General features: G+C 56.7%; 37 protein-coding genes and 1 pseudogene. 37 read left to right on the forward strand and 1 reads right to left on the reverse strand.

What is annotated here, in order from left to right:
• The 30 genes and pseudogenes from tuf to rplQ all read left to right on the forward strand — a co-directional run.
• Window positions 1-141 (forward strand): annotated as a pseudogene (gene tuf / locus JNM42_RS15135) (elongation factor Tu); the annotation flags it as partial.
• Window positions 142-201: 60 nt separating this feature from the next.
• A complete protein-coding gene (rpsJ, locus tag JNM42_RS15140; protein ID WP_186409502.1) occupies window positions 202-513 on the forward strand; it encodes a 30S ribosomal protein S10 in 312 nt (103 codons plus the stop codon).
• A gap of 132 nt (window positions 514-645) precedes the next feature.
• Window positions 646-1,290 (forward strand): 50S ribosomal protein L3, encoded by a 645-nt coding sequence (gene rplC, locus JNM42_RS15145; protein WP_294271918.1) that lies wholly within the window; start codon window positions 646-648, stop codon window positions 1,288-1,290.
• Window positions 1,290-1,910: a 50S ribosomal protein L4 gene (gene rplD, locus JNM42_RS15150; protein ID WP_294271921.1), complete on the forward strand. Its 621-nt coding sequence runs from the start codon at window positions 1,290-1,292 to the stop codon at window positions 1,908-1,910. Before rplC ends, rplD begins: the two co-directional genes overlap by 1 nt.
• Entirely contained in the window at window positions 1,907-2,209 is a 303-nt protein-coding gene (rplW, locus tag JNM42_RS15155) for a 50S ribosomal protein L23 (RefSeq protein ID WP_294271924.1), read from the forward strand. The genes rplD and rplW overlap by 4 nt, the downstream gene beginning before the upstream one ends.
• Window positions 2,209-3,036 carry a 50S ribosomal protein L2 gene (gene rplB / locus JNM42_RS15160; protein ID WP_294271927.1) on the forward strand — a complete coding sequence of 276 codons (828 nt, stop codon included), beginning with the start codon at window positions 2,209-2,211 and terminating at the stop codon, window positions 3,034-3,036. Before rplW ends, rplB begins: the two co-directional genes overlap by 1 nt.
• Window positions 3,037-3,049: 13 nt before the next feature.
• Window positions 3,050-3,325 carry a 30S ribosomal protein S19 gene (gene rpsS, locus JNM42_RS15165; RefSeq protein WP_186409497.1) on the forward strand — a complete coding sequence of 92 codons (276 nt, stop codon included), beginning with the start codon at window positions 3,050-3,052 and terminating at the stop codon, window positions 3,323-3,325.
• A 10-nt stretch (window positions 3,326-3,335) separates the two neighbouring features.
• A complete protein-coding gene (gene rplV / locus JNM42_RS15170) occupies window positions 3,336-3,665 on the forward strand; it encodes a 50S ribosomal protein L22 (protein WP_294271930.1) in 330 nt (109 codons plus the stop codon).
• A gap of 9 nt (window positions 3,666-3,674) precedes the next feature.
• Window positions 3,675-4,535: a 30S ribosomal protein S3 gene (gene rpsC, locus JNM42_RS15175; protein ID WP_294271932.1), complete on the forward strand. Its 861-nt coding sequence runs from the start codon at window positions 3,675-3,677 to the stop codon at window positions 4,533-4,535.
• Window positions 4,519-4,932 (forward strand): 50S ribosomal protein L16, encoded by a 414-nt coding sequence (rplP, locus tag JNM42_RS15180; protein WP_294271935.1) that lies wholly within the window; start codon window positions 4,519-4,521, stop codon window positions 4,930-4,932. Before rpsC ends, rplP begins: the two co-directional genes overlap by 17 nt.
• Before the next feature lie 2 nt (window positions 4,933-4,934).
• The gene (gene rpmC, locus JNM42_RS15185; protein ID WP_294272013.1) at window positions 4,935-5,129 is read left to right on the forward strand and encodes a 50S ribosomal protein L29; all 195 of its coding nucleotides are present in this window, start codon (window positions 4,935-4,937) and stop codon (window positions 5,127-5,129) included.
• Window positions 5,126-5,389, forward strand: a complete 264-nt coding sequence (gene rpsQ / locus JNM42_RS15190) for a 30S ribosomal protein S17 (RefSeq protein WP_294271938.1) — start codon at window positions 5,126-5,128, stop codon at window positions 5,387-5,389. The genes rpmC and rpsQ overlap by 4 nt, the downstream gene beginning before the upstream one ends.
• A gap of 124 nt (window positions 5,390-5,513) precedes the next feature.
• A complete protein-coding gene (gene rplN / locus JNM42_RS15195; RefSeq protein WP_294271940.1) occupies window positions 5,514-5,882 on the forward strand; it encodes a 50S ribosomal protein L14 in 369 nt (122 codons plus the stop codon).
• Window positions 5,883-5,891: 9 nt separating this feature from the next.
• Window positions 5,892-6,209: a 50S ribosomal protein L24 gene (rplX, locus tag JNM42_RS15200; protein WP_294271943.1), complete on the forward strand. Its 318-nt coding sequence runs from the start codon at window positions 5,892-5,894 to the stop codon at window positions 6,207-6,209.
• 9 nt (window positions 6,210-6,218) lie between these two features.
• Window positions 6,219-6,758: a 50S ribosomal protein L5 gene (gene rplE / locus JNM42_RS15205; protein ID WP_294271948.1), complete on the forward strand. Its 540-nt coding sequence runs from the start codon at window positions 6,219-6,221 to the stop codon at window positions 6,756-6,758.
• A 7-nt stretch (window positions 6,759-6,765) separates the two neighbouring features.
• Window positions 6,766-7,071: a 30S ribosomal protein S14 gene (gene rpsN / locus JNM42_RS15210; RefSeq protein WP_294272016.1), complete on the forward strand. Its 306-nt coding sequence runs from the start codon at window positions 6,766-6,768 to the stop codon at window positions 7,069-7,071.
• Window positions 7,072-7,086: 15 nt separating this feature from the next.
• Window positions 7,087-7,482, forward strand: coding sequence for a 30S ribosomal protein S8 (gene rpsH / locus JNM42_RS15215; protein WP_294271952.1), 396 nt, complete (start codon window positions 7,087-7,089; stop codon window positions 7,480-7,482).
• A 9-nt stretch (window positions 7,483-7,491) separates the two neighbouring features.
• Window positions 7,492-8,025, forward strand: a complete 534-nt coding sequence (gene rplF, locus JNM42_RS15220; RefSeq protein WP_294271955.1) for a 50S ribosomal protein L6 — start codon at window positions 7,492-7,494, stop codon at window positions 8,023-8,025.
• Between the two features lie 13 nt (window positions 8,026-8,038).
• Complete coding sequence (gene rplR / locus JNM42_RS15225; RefSeq protein WP_294272020.1) at window positions 8,039-8,392, forward strand: 50S ribosomal protein L18; 354 nt, start codon at window positions 8,039-8,041, stop codon at window positions 8,390-8,392.
• Between the two features lie 28 nt (window positions 8,393-8,420).
• The gene (gene rpsE / locus JNM42_RS15230) at window positions 8,421-8,945 is read left to right on the forward strand and encodes a 30S ribosomal protein S5 (RefSeq protein ID WP_294271958.1); all 525 of its coding nucleotides are present in this window, start codon (window positions 8,421-8,423) and stop codon (window positions 8,943-8,945) included.
• A gap of 3 nt (window positions 8,946-8,948) precedes the next feature.
• Window positions 8,949-9,131: a 50S ribosomal protein L30 gene (gene rpmD, locus JNM42_RS15235; protein WP_294271961.1), complete on the forward strand. Its 183-nt coding sequence runs from the start codon at window positions 8,949-8,951 to the stop codon at window positions 9,129-9,131.
• Window position 9,132: 1 nt separating this feature from the next.
• Entirely contained in the window at window positions 9,133-9,567 is a 435-nt protein-coding gene (gene rplO / locus JNM42_RS15240) for a 50S ribosomal protein L15 (RefSeq protein WP_294271964.1), read from the forward strand.
• Between the two features lie 23 nt (window positions 9,568-9,590).
• Window positions 9,591-10,916, forward strand: coding sequence for a preprotein translocase subunit SecY (gene secY / locus JNM42_RS15245; RefSeq protein WP_294271969.1), 1,326 nt, complete (start codon window positions 9,591-9,593; stop codon window positions 10,914-10,916).
• Window position 10,917: 1 nt separating this feature from the next.
• Window positions 10,918-11,136 carry a translation initiation factor IF-1 gene (gene infA / locus JNM42_RS15250; RefSeq protein ID WP_294271972.1) on the forward strand — a complete coding sequence of 73 codons (219 nt, stop codon included), beginning with the start codon at window positions 10,918-10,920 and terminating at the stop codon, window positions 11,134-11,136.
• Between the two features lie 73 nt (window positions 11,137-11,209).
• Complete coding sequence (rpmJ, locus tag JNM42_RS15255) at window positions 11,210-11,323, forward strand: 50S ribosomal protein L36 (protein ID WP_186409481.1); 114 nt, start codon at window positions 11,210-11,212, stop codon at window positions 11,321-11,323.
• A 77-nt stretch (window positions 11,324-11,400) separates the two neighbouring features.
• The gene (gene rpsM, locus JNM42_RS15260; protein WP_294271977.1) at window positions 11,401-11,763 is read left to right on the forward strand and encodes a 30S ribosomal protein S13; all 363 of its coding nucleotides are present in this window, start codon (window positions 11,401-11,403) and stop codon (window positions 11,761-11,763) included.
• 12 nt (window positions 11,764-11,775) lie between these two features.
• Complete coding sequence (rpsK, locus tag JNM42_RS15265) at window positions 11,776-12,165, forward strand: 30S ribosomal protein S11 (RefSeq protein WP_294271981.1); 390 nt, start codon at window positions 11,776-11,778, stop codon at window positions 12,163-12,165.
• A 12-nt stretch (window positions 12,166-12,177) separates the two neighbouring features.
• Window positions 12,178-12,807, forward strand: a complete 630-nt coding sequence (gene rpsD / locus JNM42_RS15270) for a 30S ribosomal protein S4 (RefSeq protein ID WP_294271983.1) — start codon at window positions 12,178-12,180, stop codon at window positions 12,805-12,807.
• Between the two features lie 39 nt (window positions 12,808-12,846).
• A complete protein-coding gene (gene rpoA / locus JNM42_RS15275; RefSeq protein WP_294271986.1) occupies window positions 12,847-13,821 on the forward strand; it encodes a DNA-directed RNA polymerase subunit alpha in 975 nt (324 codons plus the stop codon).
• A gap of 31 nt (window positions 13,822-13,852) precedes the next feature.
• The gene (gene rplQ / locus JNM42_RS15280; RefSeq protein ID WP_294271989.1) at window positions 13,853-14,245 is read left to right on the forward strand and encodes a 50S ribosomal protein L17; all 393 of its coding nucleotides are present in this window, start codon (window positions 13,853-13,855) and stop codon (window positions 14,243-14,245) included.
• A gap of 109 nt (window positions 14,246-14,354) precedes the next feature.
• On the opposite strand, the gene JNM42_RS15285 is transcribed toward rplQ, so the two are convergent.
• Window positions 14,355-16,205 (reverse strand): ABC transporter ATP-binding protein/permease, encoded by a 1,851-nt coding sequence (locus JNM42_RS15285; protein WP_294271992.1) that lies wholly within the window; start codon window positions 16,203-16,205, stop codon window positions 14,355-14,357.
• 180 nt (window positions 16,206-16,385) lie between these two features.
• Here JNM42_RS15285 and JNM42_RS15290 point away from each other — a divergent pair, with 180 nt between their 5' ends.
• From JNM42_RS15290 to JNM42_RS15320, 7 genes are all read left to right on the forward strand, one after another.
• A complete protein-coding gene (locus JNM42_RS15290; RefSeq protein WP_294271994.1) occupies window positions 16,386-17,138 on the forward strand; it encodes a TetR/AcrR family transcriptional regulator in 753 nt (250 codons plus the stop codon).
• The gene (locus JNM42_RS15295) at window positions 17,135-19,486 is read left to right on the forward strand and encodes an acyl-CoA dehydrogenase (protein ID WP_294271997.1); all 2,352 of its coding nucleotides are present in this window, start codon (window positions 17,135-17,137) and stop codon (window positions 19,484-19,486) included. Before JNM42_RS15290 ends, JNM42_RS15295 begins: the two co-directional genes overlap by 4 nt.
• A gap of 236 nt (window positions 19,487-19,722) precedes the next feature.
• Window positions 19,723-21,009 (forward strand): acetyl-CoA C-acetyltransferase, encoded by a 1,287-nt coding sequence (locus JNM42_RS15300; RefSeq protein WP_294272000.1) that lies wholly within the window; start codon window positions 19,723-19,725, stop codon window positions 21,007-21,009.
• A gap of 153 nt (window positions 21,010-21,162) precedes the next feature.
• Window positions 21,163-23,097, forward strand: coding sequence for a 3-hydroxyacyl-CoA dehydrogenase NAD-binding domain-containing protein (locus tag JNM42_RS15305; protein ID WP_294272002.1), 1,935 nt, complete (start codon window positions 21,163-21,165; stop codon window positions 23,095-23,097).
• A gap of 3 nt (window positions 23,098-23,100) precedes the next feature.
• The gene (locus JNM42_RS15310) at window positions 23,101-23,499 is read left to right on the forward strand and encodes an acyl-CoA thioesterase (protein WP_294272005.1); all 399 of its coding nucleotides are present in this window, start codon (window positions 23,101-23,103) and stop codon (window positions 23,497-23,499) included.
• Between the two features lie 120 nt (window positions 23,500-23,619).
• A complete protein-coding gene (locus JNM42_RS15315) occupies window positions 23,620-24,903 on the forward strand; it encodes an outer membrane protein transport protein (protein WP_294272007.1) in 1,284 nt (427 codons plus the stop codon).
• Window positions 24,904-25,077: 174 nt separating this feature from the next.
• On the forward strand, window positions 25,078-26,996 hold a 1,919-nt coding region (locus JNM42_RS15320), incomplete at its 3' end, for a 3-hydroxyacyl-CoA dehydrogenase/enoyl-CoA hydratase family protein (RefSeq protein WP_294272009.1).

Genomic DNA, 26,996 nt, shown 5'->3' on the forward strand with positions numbered 1-26,996 from the left:
GAGATGGTGATGCCGGGCGACAACATCCAGATGACGGTGAAGCTGATCAACCCGATCGCCATGGAAGAAGGTCTGCGTTTCGCCATCCGTGAAGGCGGTCGTACCGTCGGCGCCGGCGTCGTCGCCAAGATCATCGAGTAATTATTTGTTTATATCGGGCGTAGGGTTACAGCTCTGCCCCATCGCTCTTTGGGAATTCATATGCAAAACCAGAAAATCCGCATCCGCCTGAAAGCCTTCGATTATCGTCTAATCGATCAGTCGGCCCAGGAAATTGTTGAAACCGCAAAGCGTACCGGTGCCGTTGTTCGTGGGCCGGTTCCGCTTCCGACCCGGATTCAACGCTTTGACGTTTTGCGTTCCCCGCACGTCAACAAGAGTTCGCGTGATCAATTTGAAATCCGTACCCATCTTCGCCTGATGGACATTATCGATCCGACTGATAAAACGGTCGATGCGCTGATGAAGCTTGACCTGCCAGCAGGTGTTGACGTCGAAATTAAGTTGCAATAATTGCTTTCTTGCGGCTATAATCGCCGCCTTTCGTCAGGTAGCGTCGTTGACGCTGCCTATTTTGACTTGTAGCACTCGTACAAGTTTTGTACCACTCGCCGGCCAATCGTAGCCGGCTAGAGGAGAATAACCATGAGTCTAGGCCTTGTTGGGCGCAAGGTCGGCATGACGCGCATTTTTACCGATGACGGTGCTTCCGTTCCGGTAACCGTGCTCGATGTGTCGAACAATCGTGTCGCCCAGATCAAAACGCCTGAGAACGACGGCTATGCTGCCGTCCAGCTGGCTTTCGGCAAGCGTCGTCCTTCCCGAGTCAATAAGTCCCTGGCGGGTCATCTCGCCAAGGCAGGCGTCGAGGCAGGTAACCTGCTTAAGGAGTTCCCGGTTTCCGTCGAGGATCTCGCCGTCCTGAAACCCGGTGATCATGTCAGCGTTTCAATTTTCGCTGTCGGTCAGAAAGTTGATGTTACCGGTCAGACCATCGGCAAGGGTTTCGCCGGTGCTATCAAGCGTCACCACTTCAAATCGCAGCGTGCCTCTCACGGCAACTCAGTGTCGCATAACGCACCGGGTTCGATCGGCATGAACCAGGATCCGGGACGGGTTTTCCCCGGCAAGCGGATGTCCGGCCATCTGGGCGACGTTAAGCGAACGCAGCAGAACCTTGAGGTCATTCGTGTTGACGTTGAGCGTCAGTTATTGTTGGTCAAGGGAGCGGTGCCCGGCTCCAAAGGGTCGGATCTGATCGTACACCCTGCAGTCAAGGCGGGGACATAATGGAACTCAAACTGATTAACGAAGAAGGCCAGGAAGCCAGCCGCTTGCAGGCTTCCGATATCCTGTTTGGACGAGAATACAACGAATCCCTGATTCACCAGGTTGTCGTTGCCTATCAGGCCAATGCACGCAGCGGCAATCGCGCGCAGAAGGATCGTGAGCAGGTCAAGCACACGACAGCCAAACCGTTTCGCCAAAAGGGTACGGGCCGGGCCCGTGCTGGTATGTCCTCCTCGCCGCTGTGGCGCGGAGGTGGCCGGATTTTCCCGAATTCGCCTGACGAGAATTTCAGCCAGAAGCTGAACAAGAAAATGTATCGAGCCGGTATGGCGTCGATTCTTTCCCAGCTCGTTCGTGAAGATCGTCTGGCTGTAGTCGACAGCATTTCTGTCGAGGCGCCGAAGACCAAATTATTCGCTCAGAAGATCAAGAGCATGGGTTACGACTCGGTGCTGGTAATCATCGACAGTCTCGATGAAAACGTTTTCCTGGCTTCGCGCAACCTGCCCAACGTGCTGGTTCTTGAAGTCAATGAGGCCGACCCGGTGTCGCTGATCCGCTTCCCGAAAGTGCTGATGACCAAAAGCGCTCTCGCCAAGTTTGAGGAGATTCTGGGATGAACCAACAACGTCTGATGCAAGTGCTGCTGGCGCCGCAGATCTCCGAGAAAGCGACCTACGTCGCCGACAAGAACTCGCAGGTTGTCTTTCGTGTCGCCTCTGATGCGACCAAGCCTGAAGTGAAGGCTGCGGTCGAATTGCTGTTCAAGGTATCCGTTGATTCGGTACAGATCGCCAACGTCAAGGGCAAGCAAAAAAAGTTTGGTCGCTTCATGGGTAGTCGGAAAAACTGGAAAAAGGCTTATGTCTGCCTGAAGGCCGGTCAGGAAATCAATTTCGTCGATGGGGGGGTTGCGTAATGGCACTCGTCAAAGTCAAACCGACGTCGCCCGGCCGTCGTGCCGTGGTCAAGGTTGTCAATCCCGATCTACACAAGGGCAAGCCCTTCGCGGCGCTGGTCGAAGCGCAGTCGAAGCATGCCGGTCGCAACAATAATGGCCACATCACGACAAGGCATCAGGGCGGTGGCCACAAGCAACACTATCGCCTGGTCGATTTCAAGCGTAACAAGGATGGAATTCCTGCCAAGGTAGAACGTCTTGAATACGACCCGAATCGTACGGCAAACATTGCGTTGTTACTCTATGCGGACGGTGAACGTCGCTACGTCATTGCGCCCAAGGGGATGCTCGTCGGTCAGCAGGTCATGAGCGGTTCCGAGGCGCCGATCAAATCGGGTAATACCCTGCCGATTCGCAACATCCCGGTGGGTACCACGATTCATTGTGTCGAGATGATCCCTGGCAAGGGCGCACAACTGGCACGTTCTGCGGGTACCTCGGCACAACTGCTGGCGCGTGAAGGGGTTTATGCCCAGGTTCGTTTGCGCTCTGGCGAAATCCGTCGGGTGCACGTCGAGTGCCGCGCTACGATCGGAGAGGTAGGTAACGAAGAACATAGCCTGCGTTCAATCGGCAAGGCCGGAGCAAATCGCTGGCGTGGTATCCGGCCGACCGTCCGCGGTGTGGTGATGAACCCGGTCGATCACCCACATGGTGGGGGTGAAGGTAAAACGGCGGCAGGTATGCACCCGGTCAGCCCGTGGGGTACCAAAACCAAGGGCTATCGCACACGCAGCAACAAGCGCACGACCTCGATGATCGTGCAGCGCCGTCACAAACGCTAAGGGATAGATAACTATGGGACGTTCCGTAAAAAAGGGCCCGTTTGTCGATGCCCACCTGATCAAGAAAATCGGCGCTGTGCGTGCAACAAGCGACAAGCGGCCCATCAAGACTTGGTCGCGCCGTTCGACGGTGTTGCCGGACTTTGTTGGTCTGACCATTGCTGTACATAACGGCAAGCAACACATCCCGGTGTATGTCACCGAAAACATGGTCGGCCACAAGCTCGGCGAGTTTTCACTGACCCGCACTTTCAAGGGTCATACCGCCGGCAAAAAGGCGAAGAAGTAAAGGAATGGATATGGAAACTCGTGCTATTTTGCGCGGCGTTCGGCTGTCAGACCAGAAAGGTCGATTGGTCGCCGACCAGATCCGCGGTTTACCGGTGGATAAAGCGCTCAGCATCCTGACTTTCAGCCCGAAGAAAGGTGCTGGAATCATCAAAAAGGTGCTTGAGTCGGCGATAGCCAATGCCGAACATAACGATGGGGCTGATATTGACGAATTGAAGGTGAAAACTATCTGCGTCGAAAAAGGCATGGTACTCAAGCGCTTTACCGCGCGTGCAAAGGGGCGTGGCAATCGGATCGTCAAACCGACCTGCCATATTTTCCTGACCGTCGGAAACTGAGGAATAACAATGGGACAGAAGATTCATCCGACTGGTTTTCGCCTGGCGGTCACTCGTGACTGGTCTTCGCGCTGGTATGCCAATAGCAAAAACTTCGCTGGCATGCTTAATGAAGACGTACAGGTTCGTGATTACCTCAAAAAGAAATTGAAGCACGCCTCAGTGGGTCGGGTTCTGATCGAGCGTCCGGCAAAGAATGCCCGCGTTACAGTGTACTCCGCACGCCCTGGTGTGGTGATCGGAAAGAAGGGCGAAGAAATTGATCATTTGCGCGCTGCTTTGCAAAAGATCATGGGCGTACCGGTCCATGTCAGTATCGAGGAAATTCGCAAACCGGAACTCGATGCACAGTTGATCGCTGATTCGATTACACAGCAGCTTGAAAAGCGCATCATGTTCCGTCGTGCCATGAAACGCGCGATGCAGAACGCCATGCGACTCGGTGCTCAGGGTATAAAAATCATGAGTTCGGGGCGTCTTAACGGTGCCGAGATCGCTCGCCGAGAGTGGTATCGCGAAGGCCGTGTACCATTACATACACTGCGTGCGGATATTGATTATGCAACGTCTGAAGCCCTGACAACCTACGGCATCATCGGAGTGAAGGTTTGGGTCTTCAAGGGCGAAATCCTGAACCGCAACGAACAGCCGCTCGCTGCGAGCGACGCTAATGCGGCGGACGAGCAGGCACGCAAGCCACGTCGTGCACTCAAGCCCCCAGTAACTGATGGTGCCGAGAAGCCCAAGAGCCGTACGGTAAAGGCCAATCTGCAGCCCGAAGCCGTGAATGGCGAAGCCGCCTTGCCAGAAGCCAAGGCGCCGGCAAAAAGAGTAAGAAAGGCAGGAACGACTGATGTTGCAGCCAGCTAAAAGAAAGTACCGCAAAGAGCAGAAAGGCCGTAATACCGGTCTGGCTACGCGTGGCGCCAAGGTAAGCTTTGGTGAGTTCGGGCTCAAGGCAACAGGCCGCGGTCGCCTGACGGCTCGTCAGATCGAAGCGGCACGTCGCGCCATGACCCGTCACATCAAGCGCGGTGGCCGGATCTGGATTCGCATTTTTCCTGACAAACCAGTTTCAAAAAAGCCGGCTGAAGTGCGCATGGGTAACGGCAAGGGTAATCCGGAATACTACGTGGCAGAAATTCAACCGGGCAAAGTGCTTTACGAGATGGATGGTGTCGATGAAGTATTGGCTCGTGAAGCCTTCGCACTAGCCGCCGCCAAGCTTCCGATCCCGACTGCTTTTGTCACGCGAATGGTAGGTTGATCATGAAAGTCAGTGAACTCAGGGCAAAGAACGCCGACGAACTGGACAAGGAGCTGCTGGATCTGTTGAAGGCGCAATTTGGCCTGCGCATGCAAATTGCGACCCAGCAATTAAGCAACAACAGCCAGATCGGCAAGGTACGCCGTGACATCGCGCGCGTACGCACCCTTATTCGTGAAAAGGCGATACAACAATGAACGAAACGACAAGCAAGCGCACGCAGATCGGCCGTGTCGTCAGCGACAAGATGGAAAAGACCGTGACTGTGCTCATCGAGCGTCGTGTAAAGCATCCCATGTACGACAAGATTATTGTGCGTTCAAGCAAATACCATGCACATAACATCAATAACGAAGCGAAATCCGGCGACCTGGTTGAGATACAGGAATGCCGTCCGTTGTCGAAGACAAAGACCTGGGTTGTTACCAGGCTGTTGGAAAAGGCCGTTGCAATTTAAACTTGCCTTTTCCTAAAATGAAGCTATAATGCTGTCCTTTCGCATCTGGCCTTCTTCTGGCTGGATGTTTCTCCCTTACGGGTTCCAAGACTGACCGCAGCAGCGGGATAAGTTGGAGAGATAAATGATTCAGATGCAGACGGTTCTGGACGTCGCCGACAATACCGGCGCCCGTTCAGTGATGTGTATCAAGGTGCTGGGCGGCTCTAGGCGTCGCTATGCCAGCGTTGGCGATATCATCAAAGTGAGTATCAAGGATGCCGCACCGCGCGGTCGCGTCAAGAAGGGCGACGTCTACAGTGCGGTGGTCGTTCGTACCGCCAAGGGCGTGCGTCGTCCGGATGGTTCTCTGGTCAAATTCGACAACAATGCGGCGGTGCTCCTCAATAATAAGCTGGAGCCAATTGGCACGCGTATCTTTGGGCCGGTAACGCGCGAATTGCGCGGCGAACGGTTCATGAAGATCGTGTCACTGGCGCCGGAAGTGCTGTAAGGAGTAACCATGGACAAGATTCGCAAAGGCGACGGAATCATCGTTATCGCCGGCAAGGATAAAGGCAAGCGCGGGACGGTTCTGGTCCGCGTTGATGCTGAGCATGTCGTGGTTGAAGGCGTAAATCGCGCCAAAAAGCACGTCAAGCCCAATCCGGTCAAGGGCGTGACTGGTGGCGTTGTCGATAAGGACATGCCGCTTCACGTTTCAAATGTTGCACTATACAACCCGGTGACGCAGAAGGCAGATCGTGTCGGCTTCAAGCATCTTGAAGACGGGACAAAAGTACGTATCTTCAAGTCGAACGGCGAAGTGGTTGAGGCGTAAGGAGCGATCATGGCGCGTATGCTGGATTTTTACAAAAACACGGTGGTGCAGGAGCTGACTAAGAAATTCGGCTACAAGTCGGTCATGGAAATACCGCGCATCACCAAGATTACCCTGAACATGGGTGTGGGCGAGGCCGTTGCGGACAAGAAAGTGCTTGAGCATGCAGTCGGTGACATGACCAAGATTGCCGGTCAGAAGCCTGTAGTAACGAAATCACGAAAGTCGATTGCCGGCTTTAAGATCCGTGATGGTTATCCGATCGGTTGCATGGTTACTCTGCGCGGTCCACGCATGTTCGAGTTTCTCGATCGTCTGGTGACAGTGGCCCTGCCGCGTGTACGCGACTTTCGTGGTATTTCGGGCAAGGGTTTTGACGGTCGTGGCAATTACAACATGGGCGTCAAGGAACAGATTATCTTTCCTGAAATCGAGTACGACAAGATTGATGCGTTGCGTGGTATGAATATCAGCGTTACCACTACCGCCAAGACAGACGAAGAAGCGCGTGCGTTGCTCGGTGCGTTTAAATTCCCGTTCAAGAATTGAGGCAATAATGGCGAAACTTGCACTGATTAACCGCAATGAAAAGCGGCGAGAAACGGTTAAAAAATACGCCGCAAAGCGAGATGCGTTGCTGGCTGTCGTGAATGACGCGGGCCGGACTGACGAAGAGCGTTTTGAAGCTCGACTGAAGTTTCAGGCTCTGCCGCGCAATTCAAGTCCGGTTCGTCTGCGTAACCGCTGCAAGCTGACTGGTCGTCCGCGCGGTGTTTATCGCAAGTTCGGTTTGGGTCGCAGCAAGTTGCGTGATTTCGTCATGCGCGGAGAAGTCCCTGGTATGACCAAGGCCAGCTGGTAAGCAGGAGAGAACGATATGAGTATGAGCGATCCGATCAGCGACATGCTGACCCGCATCCGCAATGCCCAGATGGCAAGCAAGGCGACTGTCGCCATGCCATCTTCAAAGGTTAAAGTGGCGATTGTCAAAGTGCTGAAGGACGAGGGATATGTCGAGGACTTTGCTGTTCGTGAAAACGACGGCAAACCGACCCTTGAAATCGGGCTGAAGTATTATGCAGGGCGTCCGGTCATCGAGCGAATTGATCGCGTTTCTAGGCCTGGCCTGCGAATTTACAAAGGCGCTGGCGATATTCCGCGCGTTATGAATGGCCTTGGCGTAGCAATCGTTTCCACGCCCAAGGGTGTGATGACCGACCGCAAAGCCCGCGCCAGCAATACCGGCGGCGAAGTGCTCTGCATCGTCGCCTAAGAGGTAATTATGTCCCGCGTTGCAAAGAATCCAATTGTCCTGCCCCAAGGTGTTGAAGTGGCCGTGAGTGCAGAAATGATCTCCGTCAAGGGACCGCTGGGGGCAATGAAGTTTACTGCCAACCCGGCTGTCACGGTTGAAATGGAAGGCGGCACTTTGTTATGCAAGGCCGTTGAAGGCGCAGCGAACGCCGATGCGCTTTCCGGCACGGTTCGTGCCATTGTTGCCAATATGGTGACTGGCGTCAGCAAGGGTTTCGAGCGCAAGCTCAACCTTGTTGGTGTGGGCTATCGTGCCCAGGCTCAAGGCGATACGCTCAATCTGACACTCGGTTTTTCGCATCCGGTGACGCACAAGATGCCAGCCGGAGTCAAGTGCGAGACGCCGACCCAGACCGAGATCGTGATCAAGGGTGTGGACAAGCAGCAAGTTGGTCAGGTGGCGGCTGAAATCCGCGCCTATCGCAAGCCGGAGCCTTACAAGGGCAAGGGTGTGCGTTACTCCGACGAAGTGATTGTCCTCAAGGAAACGAAGAAGAAGTAAGGGTGCAAAAATGATTGACAAGAACCAGGCGCGGCTGCGCAGAGCCCGTAAAACCCGGGCCAAGATTGCTGAACTGAAGTCAGTACGCTTGTCCGTACATCGCACCAACAGCCACATTTATGCCCAGGTATTTTCCCCCTGCGGTTCGAAAGTGCTGGCGGCAGCTTCCTCCCTCGAGCCCGAAGTGCGCAAGGATGTGGCTAACGGCGGAAACATCGGTGCAGCAGCAGTGATCGGAAAATTGATTGCGGAACGCGCCAAAAAAGCAGGAATCGAGCAAGTCGCGTTTGATCGTGGCGGTTTCCAGTATCACGGGCGCGTCAAGGCACTTGCAGAAGCCGCGCGTGAAGCCGGTCTCAAGTTCTGAACGGCCCGGAAAAGGATCGGAGTAATTCATGGCAAAACCACAAGGTAGAAAACCGCAGCAAGCCGAGAAGCCCGATGATGGCATGCGCGAGAAGATGATCTCGATTAACCGTGTCACGAAGGTTGTGAAGGGGGGGCGTATTCTTGGTTTCGCAGCGCTCACCGTGGTTGGCGATGGCGATGGTCGCGTCGGCATGGGTAAGGGCAAGTCGCGTGAAGTGCCGGTTGCCGTACAAAAGGCAATGGAAGAAGCCCGGCGCAGGATGGTCAAGGTCAGCCTTAAGAGTGGCACCCTGCACCATACCGTTTTTGGCCGTCACGGTGCTTCGGTGGTGATGATGCAGCCTGCGCCCGAAGGTACGGGCGTTATCGCAGGCGGTGCCATGCGAGCGGTTTTTGATGTCATGGGCATGACGAATGTGGTGGCCAAGGCGCATGGTTCGACCAATCCGTACAACATCGTTCGAGCCACGATCAATGGTCTGCAGGCAATGAGCACACCGTCGGAAATCGCTGCCAAGCGTGGCAAGTCGGTCGAAGAGATTCTGGGGTAAGCCATGGCTGACAAGACAGTAAAAGTAACTCTCGTGAAGAGCCTGATCGGAACCAAGCAGTCACATCGCGCAACTGTTCGCGGACTGGGTCTGCGCCGTCTGAACAGCAGTGCCGAATTGCAGGATACGCCTTCAGTTCGCGGAATGATCAACAAGGTTTCCTACCTTCTGAGGTGTGAGGGCTAAGATGAAACTCAATACGATTCAGCCGGCAGCGGGTGCTACGCACGCCAAGCGACGCGTTGGACGGGGCATAGGCTCCGGTCTGGGCAAAACATGCGGTCGCGGCCACAAGGGACAGAAGTCCCGCGCCGGTGGCTTCCACAAGGTTGGTTTCGAAGGCGGTCAGATGCCGCTGCAGCGCCGTTTGCCGAAGCGTGGTTTTGTATCGCTGACCAATGCTCGGAACGTTGAAGTACGTTTGTCGGAAATCAACGATCTGCCGGTCGATGAGATTGATCTGCTCACGCTGATGCAGGCCAATCTGGTGTCACAGCATGTACTGTCTGCCAAGGTGGTTCTTTCCGGTGAGATTAAGCGCAAGGTCACGCTCAAGGGCGTTGGTGCCACCAAAGGTGCCAGGGCAGCCATCGAGGCGGCTGGCGGCAGTGTTTCTGAATAACGATGCGAAGAGGATGACGCTTTTTGGCAACTAAACCAGGTCCGGTCAGCAAAGGCGGAAAGTATGGCGATCTAAAGCGCCGGCTGCTGTTTCTGCTCGGCGCTTTGATTGTTTACCGCATCGGGGCGCACATACCCGTGCCGGGTATCGACCCGCAAGTGCTGGGCGACCTGTTCAACAAGCAGAGCGGCGGCATTCTGGGTATGTTCAACATGTTCTCGGGGGGTGCGCTTTCACGCTTCACCATTTTCGCTCTCGGCATCATGCCCTATATTTCGTCGTCGATCATCATGCAGTTGATGACGCACGCCAGCCCCCAGCTTGAGGCGCTCAAGAAAGAGGGCGAAGCAGGTCGTCGCAAGATTACGCAATACACGCGCTATGGTACCGTTTTTCTCGCGCTGTTTCAGGGTATCGGTATCGCCATTGCGGTTGAGTCACAGCCTGGACTGGTGCCCGACCCCGGGTTCATGTTCCGCTTTGTAACCGTGGCGACGCTATTGACCGGGACGATGTTCCTGATGTGGCTGGGTGAACAGATCACCGAACGCGGGCTGGGTAATGGCATTTCAATCATTATTTTTGCGGGTATCGCAGCAGGCCTGCCGAATGCGATTGGTGGTCTTCTCGAACTGGTTCGTACCGGATCGATGCATCCGCTGACGGCGATCTTCATTACCTTGCTGGCTGCTTTGGTCACTGCATTTGTAGTGTTTGTCGAGCGCGGTCAGCGCAAGATTCTGGTCAACTATGCCAAGCGCCAGGTGGGTAACAAAATTTATGGCGGGCAGAGTTCACATCTGCCGCTGAAACTGAATATGTCGGGCGTAATCCCGCCAATTTTCGCATCATCGATCATCCTCTTCCCGGCTACGATCGCCGGCTGGTTCGGTGCGAGTGATTCGATGCGTTGGCTCAAGGATATTGCCGGGGCGCTTTCCCCCGGTCAGCCGATCTATGTGATGTTGTATGCGGCAGCAATTATTTTCTTCTGTTTCTTCTATACGGCGCTGGTTTTCAATTCCAAGGAAACGGCCGATAACTTAAAGAAGAGCGGAGCGTTTGTACCGGGTATCCGACCGGGTGAGCAGACGGCGCGCTACATTGACAAGATTTTGATGCGGCTGACCCTGGTTGGCGCGGCTTACATAACAATCGTATGCCTGTTGCCCGAGTTCCTGATTCTGAAGTGGAATGTGCCTTTCTACTTTGGTGGAACCTCGTTGCTGATTATTGTGGTTGTGACAATGGATTTCATGACCCAGGTGCAGGCCTACGCCATGTCACACCAGTACGAGGGACTTTTGAAGAAAGCAAACTTCAAGGGTTCCGGGTTTACGGCGAAATAGGATGGCCAAGGAAGACTTGATAGAAATGCAGGGAGAGGTTGTCGAGAACCTTCCCAATGCAACGTTCAGGGTAAAGCTCGAAAACGGTCATATCGTGCTGGGCTTTATTTCCGGGAAAATGCGTATGCACTATATACGCATACTTCCCGGTGACAAGGTTACGGTTCAATTGACTCCTTATGACCTGAGTCGTGCGCGCATCGTTTTCCGCGCCAAGTAAAGAATCTTTACGCAGTAGATGTAATTCGACAAGAGGCTGGCTGCGCCCGATGTCGAGAAACGGGGAGTTAAACATGAAAGTGCTGGCATCTGTGAAGCGCATCTGCCGCAATTGCAAAATCATTCGGCGCCACGGCATTGTGCGTGTGATCTGTACCGATCCACGTCACAAGCAGCGTCAAGGCTGATCGCTGGGACTCAGCTATGCTGAGTCATCAGTCGGTTGAAGATATAACTGTAGTTTTCGCATAATTGGGATGAATCGATGGCCCGCATTGCAGGGGTAAATATACCCAACCACCAGCACGCCGAGATCGCACTTACCGCGATCTACGGCATTGGACGCAGCCGCGCACAGAAGATTTGTGATGCTGTAGGCGTTGCACGTTCGACGAAAATGAAAGACCTGACGGAAGCTGAAATGGATCGTTTGCGCGATTTTGTCGGCAAGTTCACCGTCGAGGGCGATCTTCGTCGAGAAGTAACGATGAGCATCAAGCGTCTGATGGACCTTGGCTGCTACCGTGGCCTTCGTCATCGCAAGGGTTTGCCTTGCCGTGGACAAAGGACGCGAACCAATGCACGTACTCGCAAGGGCCCGCGAAAAGCCATTGCCGGCAAGAAATAAGAGGACCTGATCATGGCCAAGACTGCTGCGAAAGTTCGCAAAAAAGTAAAGAAGAACGTGGCCGAGGGTATTGCCCATATCCACGCTTCGTTCAATAACACCATCATTACGATCACCGACCGTCAGGGTAACTCCCTGTCGTGGGCAACTTCAGGTGGAGCCGGATTCAAGGGCTCGCGCAAAAGTACGCCGTTTGCCGCACAGGTTGCTGCTGAAGCGGCCGGAAAGGCGGCGGTCGAGTGTGGTGTCAAGAACCTCGAAGTCCGCATCAAAGGCCCCGGGCCTGGTCGCGAGTCATCGGTTCGTGCGTTGAATGCGCTCGGCATGAAAATCACTTCAATTACCGACGTTACGCCGATTCCGCACAACGGTTGCCGTCCGCCTAAAAAGCGTCGGATTTAAGGAGAAAGACAAGTGGCTCGTAATCTCGATCCGAAGTGCCGTCAGTGCCGTCGTGAAGGCGAAAAGCTTTTTCTGAAGGGCGAAAAGTGCTTTACCGACAAGTGTGCCATCGAGCGTCGCTCGTATGCTCCAGGTCAGCACGGACAAAAGTCCGGACAACGTCTGTCCGACTACGGTGTTCACCTGCGCGAAAAGCAGAAGATTCGTCGAATCTACGGCGTACTCGAAGGCCAGTTCCGCAAGGTTTACAAAGAAGCGGACCGACGCAAGGGCGTTACCGGTGAAGTTCTTCTGCAACTGCTTGAGTCGCGTCTTGACACTGTTGTTCACCGTATGGGTTTTGCCGCATCGCGTTCCGAGTCGCGTCAGTTGACGCGTCACAATGGCGTAATGGTTAACGGACGTCGTGTGAATATACCGTCCTACCAGGTAAAGCCGGGTGACGTCGTGGAAGTTGCAGAGAAGGCGAAGAGTCAATTGCGCGTCAAGGCAGCGCTCGCCGCAGCCGAGTCGCGTGGTTTTCCTGAATGGGTTCAAGTGGATGCCAAGGAAGCCAAGGGCACCTACAAGGCTCGTCCGGAGCGTAGCGAATTGTCGTCGACGATCAACGAAAGCCTCGTCATCGAGCTTTATTCGAAGTAATCGCGGCTCCGCTTGACTGAACCAGGCAAAGGACATGACATGCATAGCAGTGAACTATTGAAACCGTTCAAAATTGATGTACAAAGTTTGTCGCCGCTGCACGCCAGGGTGGTGATGGAACCCTTTGAGCGCGGCTATGGACATACTCTGGGCAACGCATTGCGTCGCATCCTTCTATCGTCAATGCCGGGTTGTGCCGCCACGGAGGTGAGCATCGACGGCGTTCTTCACGAGTACTCAACGATTGATGGAGTTCAGGAAGATGTTGTTGACATCCTTTTGAACCTGAAGGGTATCGTCTTCAAACTGCATGATCGCAACGAAGTTGTTCTGCAGCTTAACAAGGAAGGTGAAGGAGTCGTTCGTGCCGGTGACATCGTGGTTTCGCACGATGTCGAGATCATCAACCCGGATCATGTGATTGCCCATCTCTCCGCAGGCGGCAAGCTGGCCATGGAGTTGAAGGTCGAAAAGGCTCGCGGTTACATTCCAGGCAATCTTCGCCAGCTCGGCGACAGCAGCAAGAGCATTGGCAAGCTGGTGCTTGACGCATCGTTCAGCCCGGTGCGCCGGGTCAGTTATTTCGTTGAGGCGGCACGCGTTGAACAGCGTACTGATCTCGACAAGCTGATCATGGAGATCGAAACCAACGGTATTATCGAGCCCCAGGAAGCGATCCGTACTGCGGCGCGCATCCTTATGGAACAGCTTTCGGTGTTCGGTGATCTGGAAGGCACCGCTCAGCCGATCGAGAATATGAAGGCGGTCCAAGTCGATCCGTTACTGTTGCGTCCGGTGGATGATCTGGAACTTACCGTCCGTTCGGCAAACTGCCTGAAAGCAGAGAACATTTACTACATTGGTGATCTGATTCAGCGCACTGAAAACGAGCTGCTCAAGACGCCCAATCTTGGTCGCAAGTCGCTCAACGAAATCAAGGAAGTGCTGGCCGCACGCGGCCTGACGCTGGGCATGAAGCTCGAGAACTGGCCGCCGGCCGGGCTTGAAAAATAAGCTGTCCGGTCAAGAATAGGAAGGAATAGATATGCGTCACCGTTTGGGACTCCGTAAGCTTAATCGTACCAGTTCGCACCGTTTGGCGATGCTGCGCAACATGACAGTCTCTCTGCTTCGGCATGAGACGATCAAGACCACCTTGCCCAAAGCCAAGGAGTTGCGTCGCGTTGTTGAGCCGATTATCACGCTGGGCAAAAAGCCGAGTCTTGCCAATCGCCGTCTGGCGTTTGACCGACTGCGTGACCGTGAGATCGTCGTCAAGTTGTTCGACGAAATCGGGCCGCGCTACGCCGTTCGTAATGGCGGTTACCTGCGTATCCTGAAGTGTGGGTTCCGCAATGGTGACAATGCGCCGATGGCTTTTGTCGAGTTGCTTGATCAACCGGAACGGCCTGTCGCTACCGAGGCAGAAGCCGCTTGATCAGCCTGCTGTTGATATAGATAAAAAGCCAGGTGATACCTGGCTTTTTTATTTGATCTGCCGGATTGATGAAGATGGGTGGCGATACGAGGAAGCGGCCGCTGAACGCTTACAGCGCGTGCGCTGCTGCGCTTTCCCTTTCCACCTCCACTTCCACTTCCTCTTCCTGCTGCTGAAGCGCCCACATTTGCGCGTAACCACCGTTTGCTTCGAGCAAGGCCTGGTGCGAACCGCGTTCAACGATGCGTCCGCCATCCATGACCAGAATCTGATCGGCATTCATGATCGTAGAAAGCCGGTGCGCGATGACCAGCGTGGTCCGCCCGCGTGCTGCGTAATCAAGGCTGGCCTGTATCGCCTTCTCGGTTTTTGAATCGAGCGCCGAAGTGGCTTCATCGAAGATCAGCAGCGGCGGATTCTTGAGCAGGGCTCGGGCGATGGCGACACGCTGCTTCTCGCCGCCGGATAGTTTGAGTCCGCGTTCGCCAACGCGGGTTTCATAGCCAGCAGGCAAGCGTTCGATGAATTCGCTGAGTTGGGCAGCCTGAGCTGCTGCCAGCACGTCTTCTCGACTCGCTTCCGGACGCCCGTACTGGATGTTGTAGAAGATGCTGTCGTTGAACAGCACGGTATCCTGCGGCACGATGGCGATAGCTGCGCGCAGACTGGCTTGCGTCAGTTGTCGCAGGTCGCAGTCGTTGATGCAGATTCGCCCGTCATCGATATCGTAAAAGCGATACAGCAGCCGTGCCAGTGTCGACTTGCCGGAACCGGACTCGCCGACGACGGCGACGGTATGCCCGGCGGGAATTTCAAAGTCTACGCCAAACAGGATCTGACGTTTTGGCTCATAGGAGAATTCGACAGACGCAAAGCGCACCTTGACTGATTTCGCATCGAGAACGGCGGCGCCCGCAGCGTCGGCAATCTCGCGATGGACTGCCAGCAAATCGAACATGCGCTCGATGTCGGTCAGCGACTGGCGAATTTCCCTGTAAATCACCCCGAGGAAGCTGAGCGGCATATAGAGCTGGATGAGAAAGGCGTTAACCAGGACCAGATCGCCGATCGTCATCCGTCCGTCGACAACGCCGGCAGCGGCGCGCCACATCATGGCCGTCACCCCGAGCGCAATGATCATCTGCTGGCCGAGGTTGAGCCATGCGAGCGAGACCTGGCTTTTGGTCGCGGCGTCTTCCCACTGGCTCATCTGCGAGTCGTAGCGACGCGCCTCGTACTCTTCGTTGTTGAAGTATTTGACCGTCTCGTAGTTGAGCAGACTGTCGATGGCACGCGTGTTGGCCGCCGAGTCGGTGTCATTGACCCGACGCCGCAGGTCGATACGCCAGTTGCTCACCTTGATCGTGAACACGATATAGGCCGTCAGCGACAGCAGGGTAATCAGAACAAAGCCGAAGTCGTATTTGATGAACAGGATGCCGAGAACGAGGCTCATCTCCACCAGAGTCGGCAGGATCGAATACAGCGTATAGCTGATCAGGCTCGAGATTGAACGGCTACCACGTTCGATGTCACGCGACACGCCGCCGGTTTGACGTTCAAGATGGAAGCGCAGCGAAAGGGCGTGCAGGTGCCGGAATACCTCAAGTGCAATGCGCCGTACCGCCTGTTGCGTCACACGCGCGAACAGGATTTCACGCAGTTCGGTGAACAGGGACGTCGAAAAACGCAGGCCACCGTAGAGCGCGAGCAACAGGGCCGGCAGTGCCAGCACCTGCTGGGTCCCGGTCAGACCGTCGATCACTTCCTTGAAAACAAGCGGTACGCTCACGTTGGCCACCTTGGCGGTGAACAGGCAGGACAAGGCGAGCAGGACTCGCCATTTGTACTGCCAGAGGTAGGGGGCAAGGCTGTTCAGGGTGCGCCATAGATGGGAGTCGGCCGTCGGTTGGCCGGCAGTTGTCCGGTGCTCGGACGCAGTGCGGGAGGAACGGCGCATGGTAAGTGAGTCAGCTTTCTTCAAATTAATGGGTTCGAGTATGCCGGTTTGCGCCGCCGACACGCGAAAAATAATTGTTGCATTGAAATCATTATCGCCCTATTATTAAAACGAACGTTTGATTCAGCCTGTTTTTACCCCAAGCAGTTTTGACCAATCCTGATATTTGCAAGCAGGCCCATGCCAGAGAATAAACTGAATTCGGATACCCGTGAGCGCATCCTTGATGTTGCCGAGCGCCAGTTCATGGCTCATGGCTTTGAAGGAACGTCGATGCGGATGATCACCAGCATGGCCGATGTTAACCTGGCCGCAGTGAACTATCACTTTGGCTCAAAGGAAAGTCTGCTATGCGAGGTTTTCCGGCGGCGTCTGACATGGTTGAACCATGAGCGCCTGCGCGTACTCGACGACCTTGAGCAGCAGGCGAAAGGCGCACCGCTCAAGCCTTCACAGATACTCGAAGCGTTTTTCGGCACGCTGATGCGTATCGGAGAGGATGAATCTTTGGGCGGAATGACCTTCCTGCGGCTGCTCGGCCGCACGTTAACCGACCCGGCTGAATTCATCCGTGCGTTTTTTGCCAAGGAATACGCCGAGGTGCTTGAGCGCTACAAGCTTGCGCTTTTTCGTGCGCTGCCTGATGTGCCCAAGGCGGAGATTGTCTGGCGTCTCCATTTCATGCTCGGCGCAATGTCCTACGCCATTGCCGGCACCGACATCCTGCACGTCATCACCGGTCATGGGATCGGCGACATGTCGGGCAAGGAGGAGGACGAGCAAAGCGAGGCCAAAAAGTTATCTGCGCGTCTCATGCCTTTTTTGCTTGGCGGTTTGCGCGCGCCCTTGCCGCAATTTTCTGATTCAACCCGACCACAACAGGTGCCGCTGGCAAAGACGGCCCGAAATCAACCACAGGAGAAAAAGCCATGATTCTACAAGCCCTATTATTGCTCGTTGCGCTGCTGCTGATCGGTGCCGTTCTGGTGCTCGGTGTGCCGCCGCTGCGTCGCTCGCTGCTCTCGCGCCCCATCTTCAAAACCTACAAGAGCATTCTGCCGCAGATGTCCGAAACCGAGCGCGATGCGCTCGAAGCCGGCACGGTGTGGTGGGAAGGCGAATTGTTCCAGGGCGATCCTGACTGGAACAAGCTGCTGGCCTATCCGGTGCCGAAACTGAACGCCGATGAACAATCCTTCATGGACAATGAAGTCGAGCAGGCCTGCGCCCTGGTCGACGACTGGCAGGTCACGCACGAATTGCAGGATATGCCACCGGAAGCCTGGAAATACATCAAGGACAAGGGCTTCCTCGGAATGATCATCCCGAAGCGCTACGGTGGACTGGAGTTCTCGGCCTACGCGCATTCTCAGGTGGTGACCAAATTGTCGACGCGCTGCTCGGCTCTGTCGGTTTCGGTCATGGTGCCGAATTCGCTCGGCCCGGCCGAACTGCTGCTGCACTACGGTACCGAAGCGCAGAAAAATTACTATCTGCCGCGTCTGGCCAAAGGTATCGAGATTCCGGCTTTCGCATTGACCAGCCCGTGGGCGGGTTCAGACGCGGCTTCCATTCCTGACGTCGGCATCGTCTGCAAGGGGATGTGGCAGGGCAAGGAAGTGATCGGCATGCGCGTCACCTGGGATAAGCGTTACATCACGCTCGGTCCGATCTGCACGCTGCTCGGTCTGGCTTTCCACATGTACGATCCGGAGGGTCTGCTTGGCGCCAAGAAACATGTCGGCATTACCTGTGCGCTGGTGCCGCATGATACGCCGGGTGCCGATCTCGGTCGTCGCCACTTCCCGCTCAACGCCATGTTCATGAACGGGCCGACACGCGGCAAGGACGTGTTCATGCCTTTGGACTATATTATCGGCGGCCCGAAGAATGCCGGTCAAGGCTGGCGCATGCTGATGGAGTGTCTGGCCGCCGGGCGTTCGATTTCACTGCCCTCGTCCAACGCCGGAATGGCACAAATGACTGCGCGTGCGGTGGGTGGCTATGCCCGTGTGCGCAGCCAGTTCAAGATGTCGGTCGGCCGCTTTGAAGGGGTCGAAGAAGCGCTCACTCGTATCGGTGCCTACACCTACATGATGGATGCCGTGCGCAAGATGACCGCCGGCGCAGTCGATCTTGGCCAGAAACCTTCGGTGGCCTCCGCCATCGCCAAGTATCACGTAACCGAACGTGCGCGTCAGGTAGTCAACGACGGCATGGATATCGTCGGTGGCAAGGGCATCTGTCTCGGGCCATCGAATTTCATTGGCCGTGCCTATCAGCAGATTCCGATCGGCATAACCGTCGAAGGTGCCAACATCCTGACGCGCAGCCTGATCCTGTTCGGGCAGGGCGCCATCCGTTGCCACCCTTACGTACTCAAGGAGATGCAGGCTGCGCACAACCCGGATGCCGGGCAGGGGCTGATTGATTTCGACAAGGCTTTGTTCGGCCATATCGCGTTTACCATCCGTCACTGCATCCGGGCGCTCAGAAAAGGGCTGACCGGTTCGCACTTTGTATCTGTTCCGGATAATGTTGCACCGGAAACTCGGCGCTACTACCAGCAACTGACGCGTTTCTCAACGGCGTTTGCCTTCCTTGCCGATATCTCGATGCTGGTCATGGGCGGCGAACTCAAGCGCCGTGAGAAGCTCTCCGCCCGCCTCGGCGACATTCTTTCAATGATGTACCTGTGCTCAGCAACCCTCAAACGCTACGAGTCCGAGGGTCGCCAGCAGGACGATGCGCCGCTCATGCACTGGGCCATCTGGGACACCATGTACAAGGCGCAAATGGCCTTTGATGGCGTCATTGCGAATTTCCCGAACAAGTTCATCGCTCGCCTGTTGCGTCGCATCATTTTTCCGCTCGGCCACCCCTACGATGTGCCGTCTGACAGGATTGGCCATCAGGTGGCCAAGTTGCTGATTTCACCGTCAGCAGCGCGTGATCGTCTGACAGCCGAAACCTATGTGCCGAAGGTCGAGACCGAGGCCGTTGGCGCGATTGAACTCGCGCTCAAGGCGACGATTGACGCCGAGCCGATCGAGGCCAGGATCCGGGCCGCCGAGAAGGACGGGGTGTTCGATAACATTCCGGAGGCCAATGTCCGCGATATTGCGCTGGTCGCCTTCGCCAAGGGTGTAATTACGGCTGAGGAATCCGCGCTGCTCAAGCGGCGCAACCAGTTGCGCGATATCGTCATTCGCGTTGACGATTTCCCGTTTGATTACGGATTAAGCCGACACCAGCCACTGGCGCACAAAGCCGCAGCCTGAACGCGGTCTGGCGCCGAGCGGCCGTGCAACAAACCACTGGCCGTGGCGCCGGGACACAGAGGCCAAATCGCGCAAAGCAATTCGCGTGGGGCGGAGAAAAGCTGTAGTTCTTGAATGTTTTCTCTGCCACCGCCCGGCGTCTCTGCGGGGGGAATTGAGGTTTTTTTGCAGCCGCTGAGCAAACGATGCAGCGGAGTTTTTGTTTCTGTCTTTTTTCAAGAAAAAATGGGGATGCCATGGCATTTCAACCGGTGTATATCGTCGATGGCGCAAGGTCGCCCTTCCTGAAGGCGCGCAATGCGCCCGGGCCGTTTTCGGCGAGCGATCTGGCAGTACAGTCCGGGCGTGCGCTGTTGATGCGACAGCCCTTTGCACCGACCGATCTGGATGAAGTCATTCTCGGTTGCGCCAGTCCCTCGCCGGACGAGGTCAATATCGGACGTGTCGTTGCGCTGCGCATGGGTTGTGGCCACAAGGTTCCGGCGTGGACGGTAATGCGCAACTGCGCCAGCGGCATGCAGGCCATCGATTCCGCCATCGCCAACCTGCAGTCCGGCCGTGCACAACTGGTGCTGGCCGGCGGCACCGATGCCCTCTCGCATGCGCCGCTGCTTTACAACAAGGCCATGGTGCTGTGGTTTGCCGGGATGATGCAGGCCAGAACACTGGGACAGAAGATCGGCATGTTTGCCAGACTGCGTCCGTCTGCACTGCTCTCGCCGGTGATCGGCATCATGAAAGGGCTGACTGATCCGATGGTCGGCCTGCTGATGGGGCAGACTGCCGAGAATCTGGCCTGGAAGTTTGGTATCTCGCGCCAGCAGATGGACGAATTCTCGGCACGCAGCCACCATCGCGTTGTCGAGGGGCGAGCGGCCGGACACTATGGCGAAATCGTTCCCCTGGTCGATGCCAAGGGCAAGGTTTACACCGAGGACGACGGCGTGCGTCTCGATTCGAGCGTGCAGGGCCTGGCCAAGCTCAGACCCTTTTTCGACAAGAAGTACGGTCGTGTCACACCGGGCAACAGCTCGCAAATCACCGACGGAGCCGCGTGGCTGATTCTCGCTTCCGCCGCCGCCGTTGAAAAATGGAAGCTGCAGCCGCTCGGCAGGATCAGCGACAGCCAGTGGGCAGGGCTCGATCCGGCGCAGATGGGACTGGGTCCGGTACACGCCGCAACGCCAATTCTGCAACGCAATGGCTGGGAGCTGAACGATATCGATGCCTGGGAAATCAACGAAGCCTTCGCCGCGCAGGTCCTGGGCTGTGTTGCTGCCTGGGAGTCGGAAGAGTACTGCCATGAGCAGTTCGGTCTTGCCGACGCCCTCGGCAAACTGCCGCAAGAAAGACTCAATGTCGATGGTGGCGCCATCGCTCTCGGTCACCCGGTCGGTGCTTCGGGCGCGCGTATCGTTCTGCACCTGTTGCACGTGCTGCGCGCCAGCCAGGCGAAACGCGGCATTGCCTCGATCTGCATCGGCGGCGGGCTGGGTGGTGCCATGCTGGTCGAAACACTTTAGGCAGTCATGCAAAGGATAAAAATCTCACCACCAAGACACCAAGACACCAAGAACACCAAGTTTCACAAATCAAGAAGTTAACTTGGCCCCTCGGTGTCTTGGTGATAAAGCATTTGAACTTTCCATGCCTGGAATAGAGAGGATTCAACGACGATGAACGCAAGGACCTACCAGCACTGGCAGCTCGAAATCGACGCCGAAGGTATCGCCTGGGCGACCTTCGACAAGGCTGACGAATCAACCAATTCGCTGTCCAGCGCGGCGATGAACGAGCTTGGGCAGATGCTCGACTGGCTTGATGCCAATCCGCCCAGAGGGCTGGTCTTTCGTTCCGGCAAGGCTGCCGGCTTCATCGCGGGTGCCGACATCCAGGAGTTCACCCAACTCGACACGCCGGAAAAAGGCCTCGAACTGGTGACACGCGGCTGGAATCTCTTCAATCGGCTGGCGGCGGTGCGCTACCCGACCCTGGCGCTGGTGCGCGGACATTGCCTGGGCGGTGGCCTTGAGCTGGCGCTGGCTTGCCGTTATCTGCTGGCTGTCGATGAGCCGGGAACAAAAATGGGACTGCCGGAAGTCATGCTGGGTATTTTCCCCGGCTGGGGAGGCATGCTGCGCCTGCCGCAGCGCGTCGGCCCGCAGGCCGCGCTGGACATGATGCTCACCGGAAAGAGCATTGACGCCCAGCGGGCAAAGCGCATGGGGCTGGCCGACGAATGCGTTCCGCCACGTGTGATGGAGAGTGCCGCGAAAATTCTGCTGCTCTCCAATAAACCGCTTCGCCCCCTGCCATTTTTACAGCGTTTGCTCAACGGGCCGTTTAAGGGTCTGGTGGCCAGCGCTGCACGCAAGCAGGTGGCCAAACGTGCGCGCCCCGAGCATTATCCGGCGCCCTACGCGATCATCGACATCTGGGCCCGGCATCGCGGCAATGCGCTGGCTGCCCCCCAACTGATCGATGGCATTATCCGCTCAAATACTGCACGAAATCTGGTTCGCGTGTGCTTCATGCAGGAACGACTCAAGGGTTTTGGCAAGGAGACCGGCTTTCAGGCCCGGCGCGTGCATGTGGTCGGCGCCGGCGTCATGGGCGGTGACATTGCCGCCTGGTGCGCCTTGCGCGGTCTGACGGTGACCTTGCAGGATCAGGGTATTGAACATATTGCTCCCGCCCTCAAGCGCGCCTATACCGCCTGGGGCAAGCGCATACGCGACAAGCGGCAGTTGCGCGACGTGATGGATCGGCTGATTCCCGACCCCGAGGGGCAGGGTGCGGCGCAGGCCGACGTGGTGATCGAAGCGATTTACGAGAACCTCGAAGCCAAGCATGCGTTGCTCAAAAAGCTCGAAGCCGTGATGAAGCCGGACGCCGTGCTGGCGACCAACACCTCAAGCCTGAAGCTTGAGGATTTGCGCACCGTTCTCGCCAATCCGGCGCGTCTGGTCGGAATCCACTTCTTCAATCCGGTAGCGAAAATGCCGCTCGTCGAGGTCGTTTCCGCCGCGGGGGGCGATCCCGAAATGGCCAGACGCGCGGCGGCCTTCGTCAAGCACATCGACCGGCTGCCCTTGCCGGTCAGGAGCGCACCGGGATTTCTGGTCAACGCCGTACTCGGACCCTACATGCTCGCAGCAATGCGGGCGGTGGATGAAGGTATTGCGCCGGAGACGGTCGATGAGGCGATGCTCGCCTTCGGCATGCCGATGGGGCCGATCGAACTGGTTGACATGGTCGGGCTCGATGTCGCCATGGCCGCCGGCAAGGGGCTGGCCGGTGCCCATGTCGAGCCGCCAAGGTGCCTGCTCGAGCGCTTCAATGCCGGCCATCTCGGCAAGAAAACTGGTCAGGGCTTTTATGATCATGCCAGCGGGAGTGGTGGCAAAGGCGCTGGCAAAGGCGCGCCGGGAGTCGTTCCGGCCGGTCTGGCCGAGCGTCTGCTCAAGCCCCTGCTCGAACGTACGCAGCAACTCGTCGCTGAGGGTATCGTTGCGGATGCCGATCTGGCTGATGCCGGGGTGATTTTCGGTACCGGATTTGCCCCCTTTACTGGCGGGCCTCTGAACTACCTGAAACAGCAAGGAGCCTGAACAATGACCGAACATATCGCCCAACTTCCCAACGCGCAACCCGCCTTGCGCGTGATGCCGATGCCGGCTGACGCCAACCAGTACGGCGACATCTTCGGTGGCTGGATCATGTCGCAGGTCGATATCGCCGGTGCCACGGTGGCCATGCGCCGCGCCCGTGGCCGTGTGGCGACGGTATCGGTCAATTCCTTTGTTTTCAATCAGCCGGTGTCGGTTGGCGACGTGGTCAGCTTTTTTGCCGAAGTCGTTGAAACCGGTCGCACCTCGATCAAGGTCAGCGTCGAGGTTTACGCGGTACGACATCCCGCGCAACCGATAACGGTCAAGGTGACCGCAGCGACGCTGACCTATGTTGCAATAAACCAACAGGGTCTCAAGCGGGAACTGACAAGTGCCGAATAATAAAGGATTTTTTTAAAATTCGCTTTAGAATGAAACTTGTTTTACGGCAAGGCGTGCTTTTAAACAGGCGCTATGACATTAAATCTTTCAATTGGGGGTGTCATGAAACGAGTTAATTCAATGAAGCTGATACCGGCATTGATGCTGGTCGCTTTCTCCGGCGGCGCCAGTGCGTCGGGTTTCCAGTTGCTGGAACAGAACGCCAGCGGTATCGCCAACGCCTACGCCGGTTCGGCGGCGGTCGCCGATAACGCCAGCACCATCTACTTCAACCCGGCCGGCATGACGCAGTTGCAGGCACGCGAGGTATCGGGCGGCTTGTCAGCCGTCGATCCGAGTTTCTCTTTTGACAACAAGGGGTCGAACGTCGGCGCACTGACGGGTACGGGCGATGGCGGCAATGCTGGTGGCTGGGCGTTCATTCCCAACGGTTATCTGTCGTGGGCGCTGAGCAAGGATCTTTATATTGGCCTCGGCGTCGGTGGGCCGTTTGGCTTGAAGACCGAATATAACAATCCCTGGGTGGGTGCAGCTCAATCCGTTAGTTTTGAAATCAAGACCTACAATGTCAACCCCTCGATTGCCTATCGTGTCAACGAGACGGTTTCGCTCGGTCTGGGTGTTAACTGGCAGTATGTCGATGCCACGTACAAACGCCAGGCGGGTGTAGCGGCAGCGGCTCTTGCGGCCACGCCCGTGAAACTGACGCTGGACGACGATGCCTGGGGCTGGAACGTTGGCGCGCTGTTTACGGTTTCGCCTTCCACCAAAGTGGGTTTATCTTACCGTTCGACGATTCAGTACCATACCAGCGGCAAGATCCAGGCTAGCGGCCCCAGCCCGGCGATCAATGCTGGTGGGTCAAGCAAAGCCAAGGCAGATATCGAGATGCCGGATACCGCCATCCTGAGCGTGACCCAGAAGCTCAGTGACAAGTGGGAAATGCTCGGTGATGTTTCGTGGACGGGTTGGAGCTCAATTCCAAAGGTGGATATTTACCGTTCCTCGAACACCGGCGCGGGTACCGGGAATGGGACAATCGCCCAGGTCTTGGAATCTGACTTTCGTGATACCTGGCGTGTTGCCCTGGGTGCAAATTACCAGTACAACGACGCCTGGAAGCTGAAGTTTGGCCTGGCCTACGATGAGTCGCCGGTCAAGGGAGCAAGTACGCGTCTGACGTCGCTACCTGACAATGATCGCGTATGGTTCTCGTTTGGTGCGCAATGGGCGCCGGACAAGGCATCCCGACTTGATCTTGGCATGAGCTACATTTATGTCCAGGACAGCAAGATCAATAATAATCAAACGACCGGCTTTGGCGCCGCAGCTCGCGGGATCGTTACCGGCGACTACAGCGCCAGCATCTGGCTGTTCGGCGCCCAGTACTCGATGGCGTTCTGAACAGGCTTCACACCTCCCAAAATGCGCCCCGAAATTCGGGGCGCATTTTTTTTCAGTTTTTGCTTGACCTGTGCCGGAAAGCCTCTATAATTCAAACGTTCGTTTTAATACGGGTGACGGGGGTGGTATTGTGCTTTCCGTTCGGGTGCAAACAATATTCTCAAGGAGGAAATCTTGAGCAACTTTTTCGTACGCAAGGCCGCCGTACTCGGGGCGGGTGTGATGGGCGCGCAGATTGCCGCGCATCTGGCCAATGCCGAGGTGCCGGTCGTGCTGTTTGATCTGCCGGCCAGCGAAGGCGATCCGAATGGGATCGTCAGGAAAGCCATCGAGGGGCTGAAGAAGCTTGAACCCTCGCCGCTGGCCAGCAAGGATCGCGTCGCCTACATCGATGCCGCCAATTACGATCAGCACCTTGATCAGCTCAAGGACTGCGATCTGATCATCGAGGCCATCGCCGAGAAGATGGAGTGGAAAGACGATCTGTATCGCAAGATCGCCCCCTTCATTTCGCCGCAAGCCATTGTCGCCTCAAACACTTCCGGCCTGTCGATCAACCGCCTTTCGGAAGGGCTGCCCGAGGCCATGCGTGCGCAGTTCTGCGGCATTCATTTCTTCAACCCGCCACGCTACATGCACCTGGTCGAGTTGATCGCAACACGCAGTACAGCGCCGGAGCTGCTTGACAAACTCGAATCGTGGCTGGTTTCGCGGCTTGGCAAAGGCATCGTCCGCGCCAGGGACACGCCGAACTTCGTCGCCAACCGGGTTGGCGTCTTTTCGATTCTCGCCGTGATGCACCACACCCAACAGTTCGGGCTCGGTTTCGATGTCGTCGACGCGTTGACCGGTCCGCTCATTGGCCGTCCGAAGAGCGCCACCTATCGCACCGCCGACGTGGTCGGCCTCGATACCCTGGCGCACGTCATCAAGACGATGCAGGACACGCTGGGCGGTGACACGCCCGATCCGTGGCATGGCTTCTTCACGATACCCACCTGGCTGTCGACCTTGATCGGGCAGGGCGCGCTCGGGCAGAAAACACGCGGTGGTATTTTCCGGAAGGAAGGCAAGGCGATCAAGGTGCTCGACCTGGCAACGCAGGGCTATCGGGACACGGCAGGCGAAATTGCGCCGGAGGTGCTGGCCATCCTCAAGAACCGGAATCCGGCCGAGAAGTTTGCGCAACTGCGGGCCTGCGAGCATCCGCAGGCGCAGTTTTTGTGGGCCATCTTCCGCGACATTTATCACTACGTCAGTTTCCACCTGGCCGACATTGCCGACAACGCCCGCGATCTGGATTTCGCCATGCGCTGGGGTTTCGGCTGGGCGCAGGGGCCGTTTGAAAGCTGGCAGGCCGCCGGCTGGAAAGCCATTGCCGAAGCCGTCAAGGCCGATATCGACGGTGGACGGGCGATGAGCAAGGTCGCGCTTCCGGCATGGGTTTTTGCCCGCGACGGTGTGCATTCCGCCGCCGGTTCGTATTCGGCGAGTTCCGATGCCATCAAGCCGCGTTCGGCCTTGCCCGTCTATCAACGGCAGATTTTTCCCGAGCGCGTGCTGGGTGAGAAAGCGGCCACCGGAACGACGGTTTGGGAGAACGAGGGGGTACGTCTGTGGACGCTGCCGCAGGTCGACAGTGAAATCGCCATCATCAGCATCAAGTCGAAGAACCATACGCTGGGTCGCGATGTGATCATCGGCATGCAGGAAGCGATGGTCCGGGCTGAGGCCGACTATCTGGGCGCAGTCGTCTGGCACGAGGCGCCGTTTGCCTTTGGCGCCAACCTCAAGGAAGTGACCGAGGCGATCAATGCCGGGCAGTTCGATCTGCTTGAAGGCTATGTGGCCGAATTCCAGAAGGCCTCGATGGCGCTCAAGTATGCCAAGGTGCCGGTCGTAGCGGCCGTGCAGGGCATGGCCCTGGGCGGTGGCTGCGAGTTTCTGATGCACTGCGCCAGCCGGGTGATCGCGCTGGAAAGCTACATCGGGCTGGTCGAGGCCGGTGTCGGCCTGATTCCGGCCGGTGGCGGCTGCAAGGAGTTTGCCATCCGTGCCTGGCAGAGTGCGGCGAGGACGGGCGGCAATGATCC

Origin of the sequence: Propionivibrio sp., assembly GCF_016790145.1 — a bacterium.
Classification (GTDB): domain Bacteria; phylum Pseudomonadota; class Gammaproteobacteria; order Burkholderiales; family Rhodocyclaceae; genus Propionivibrio.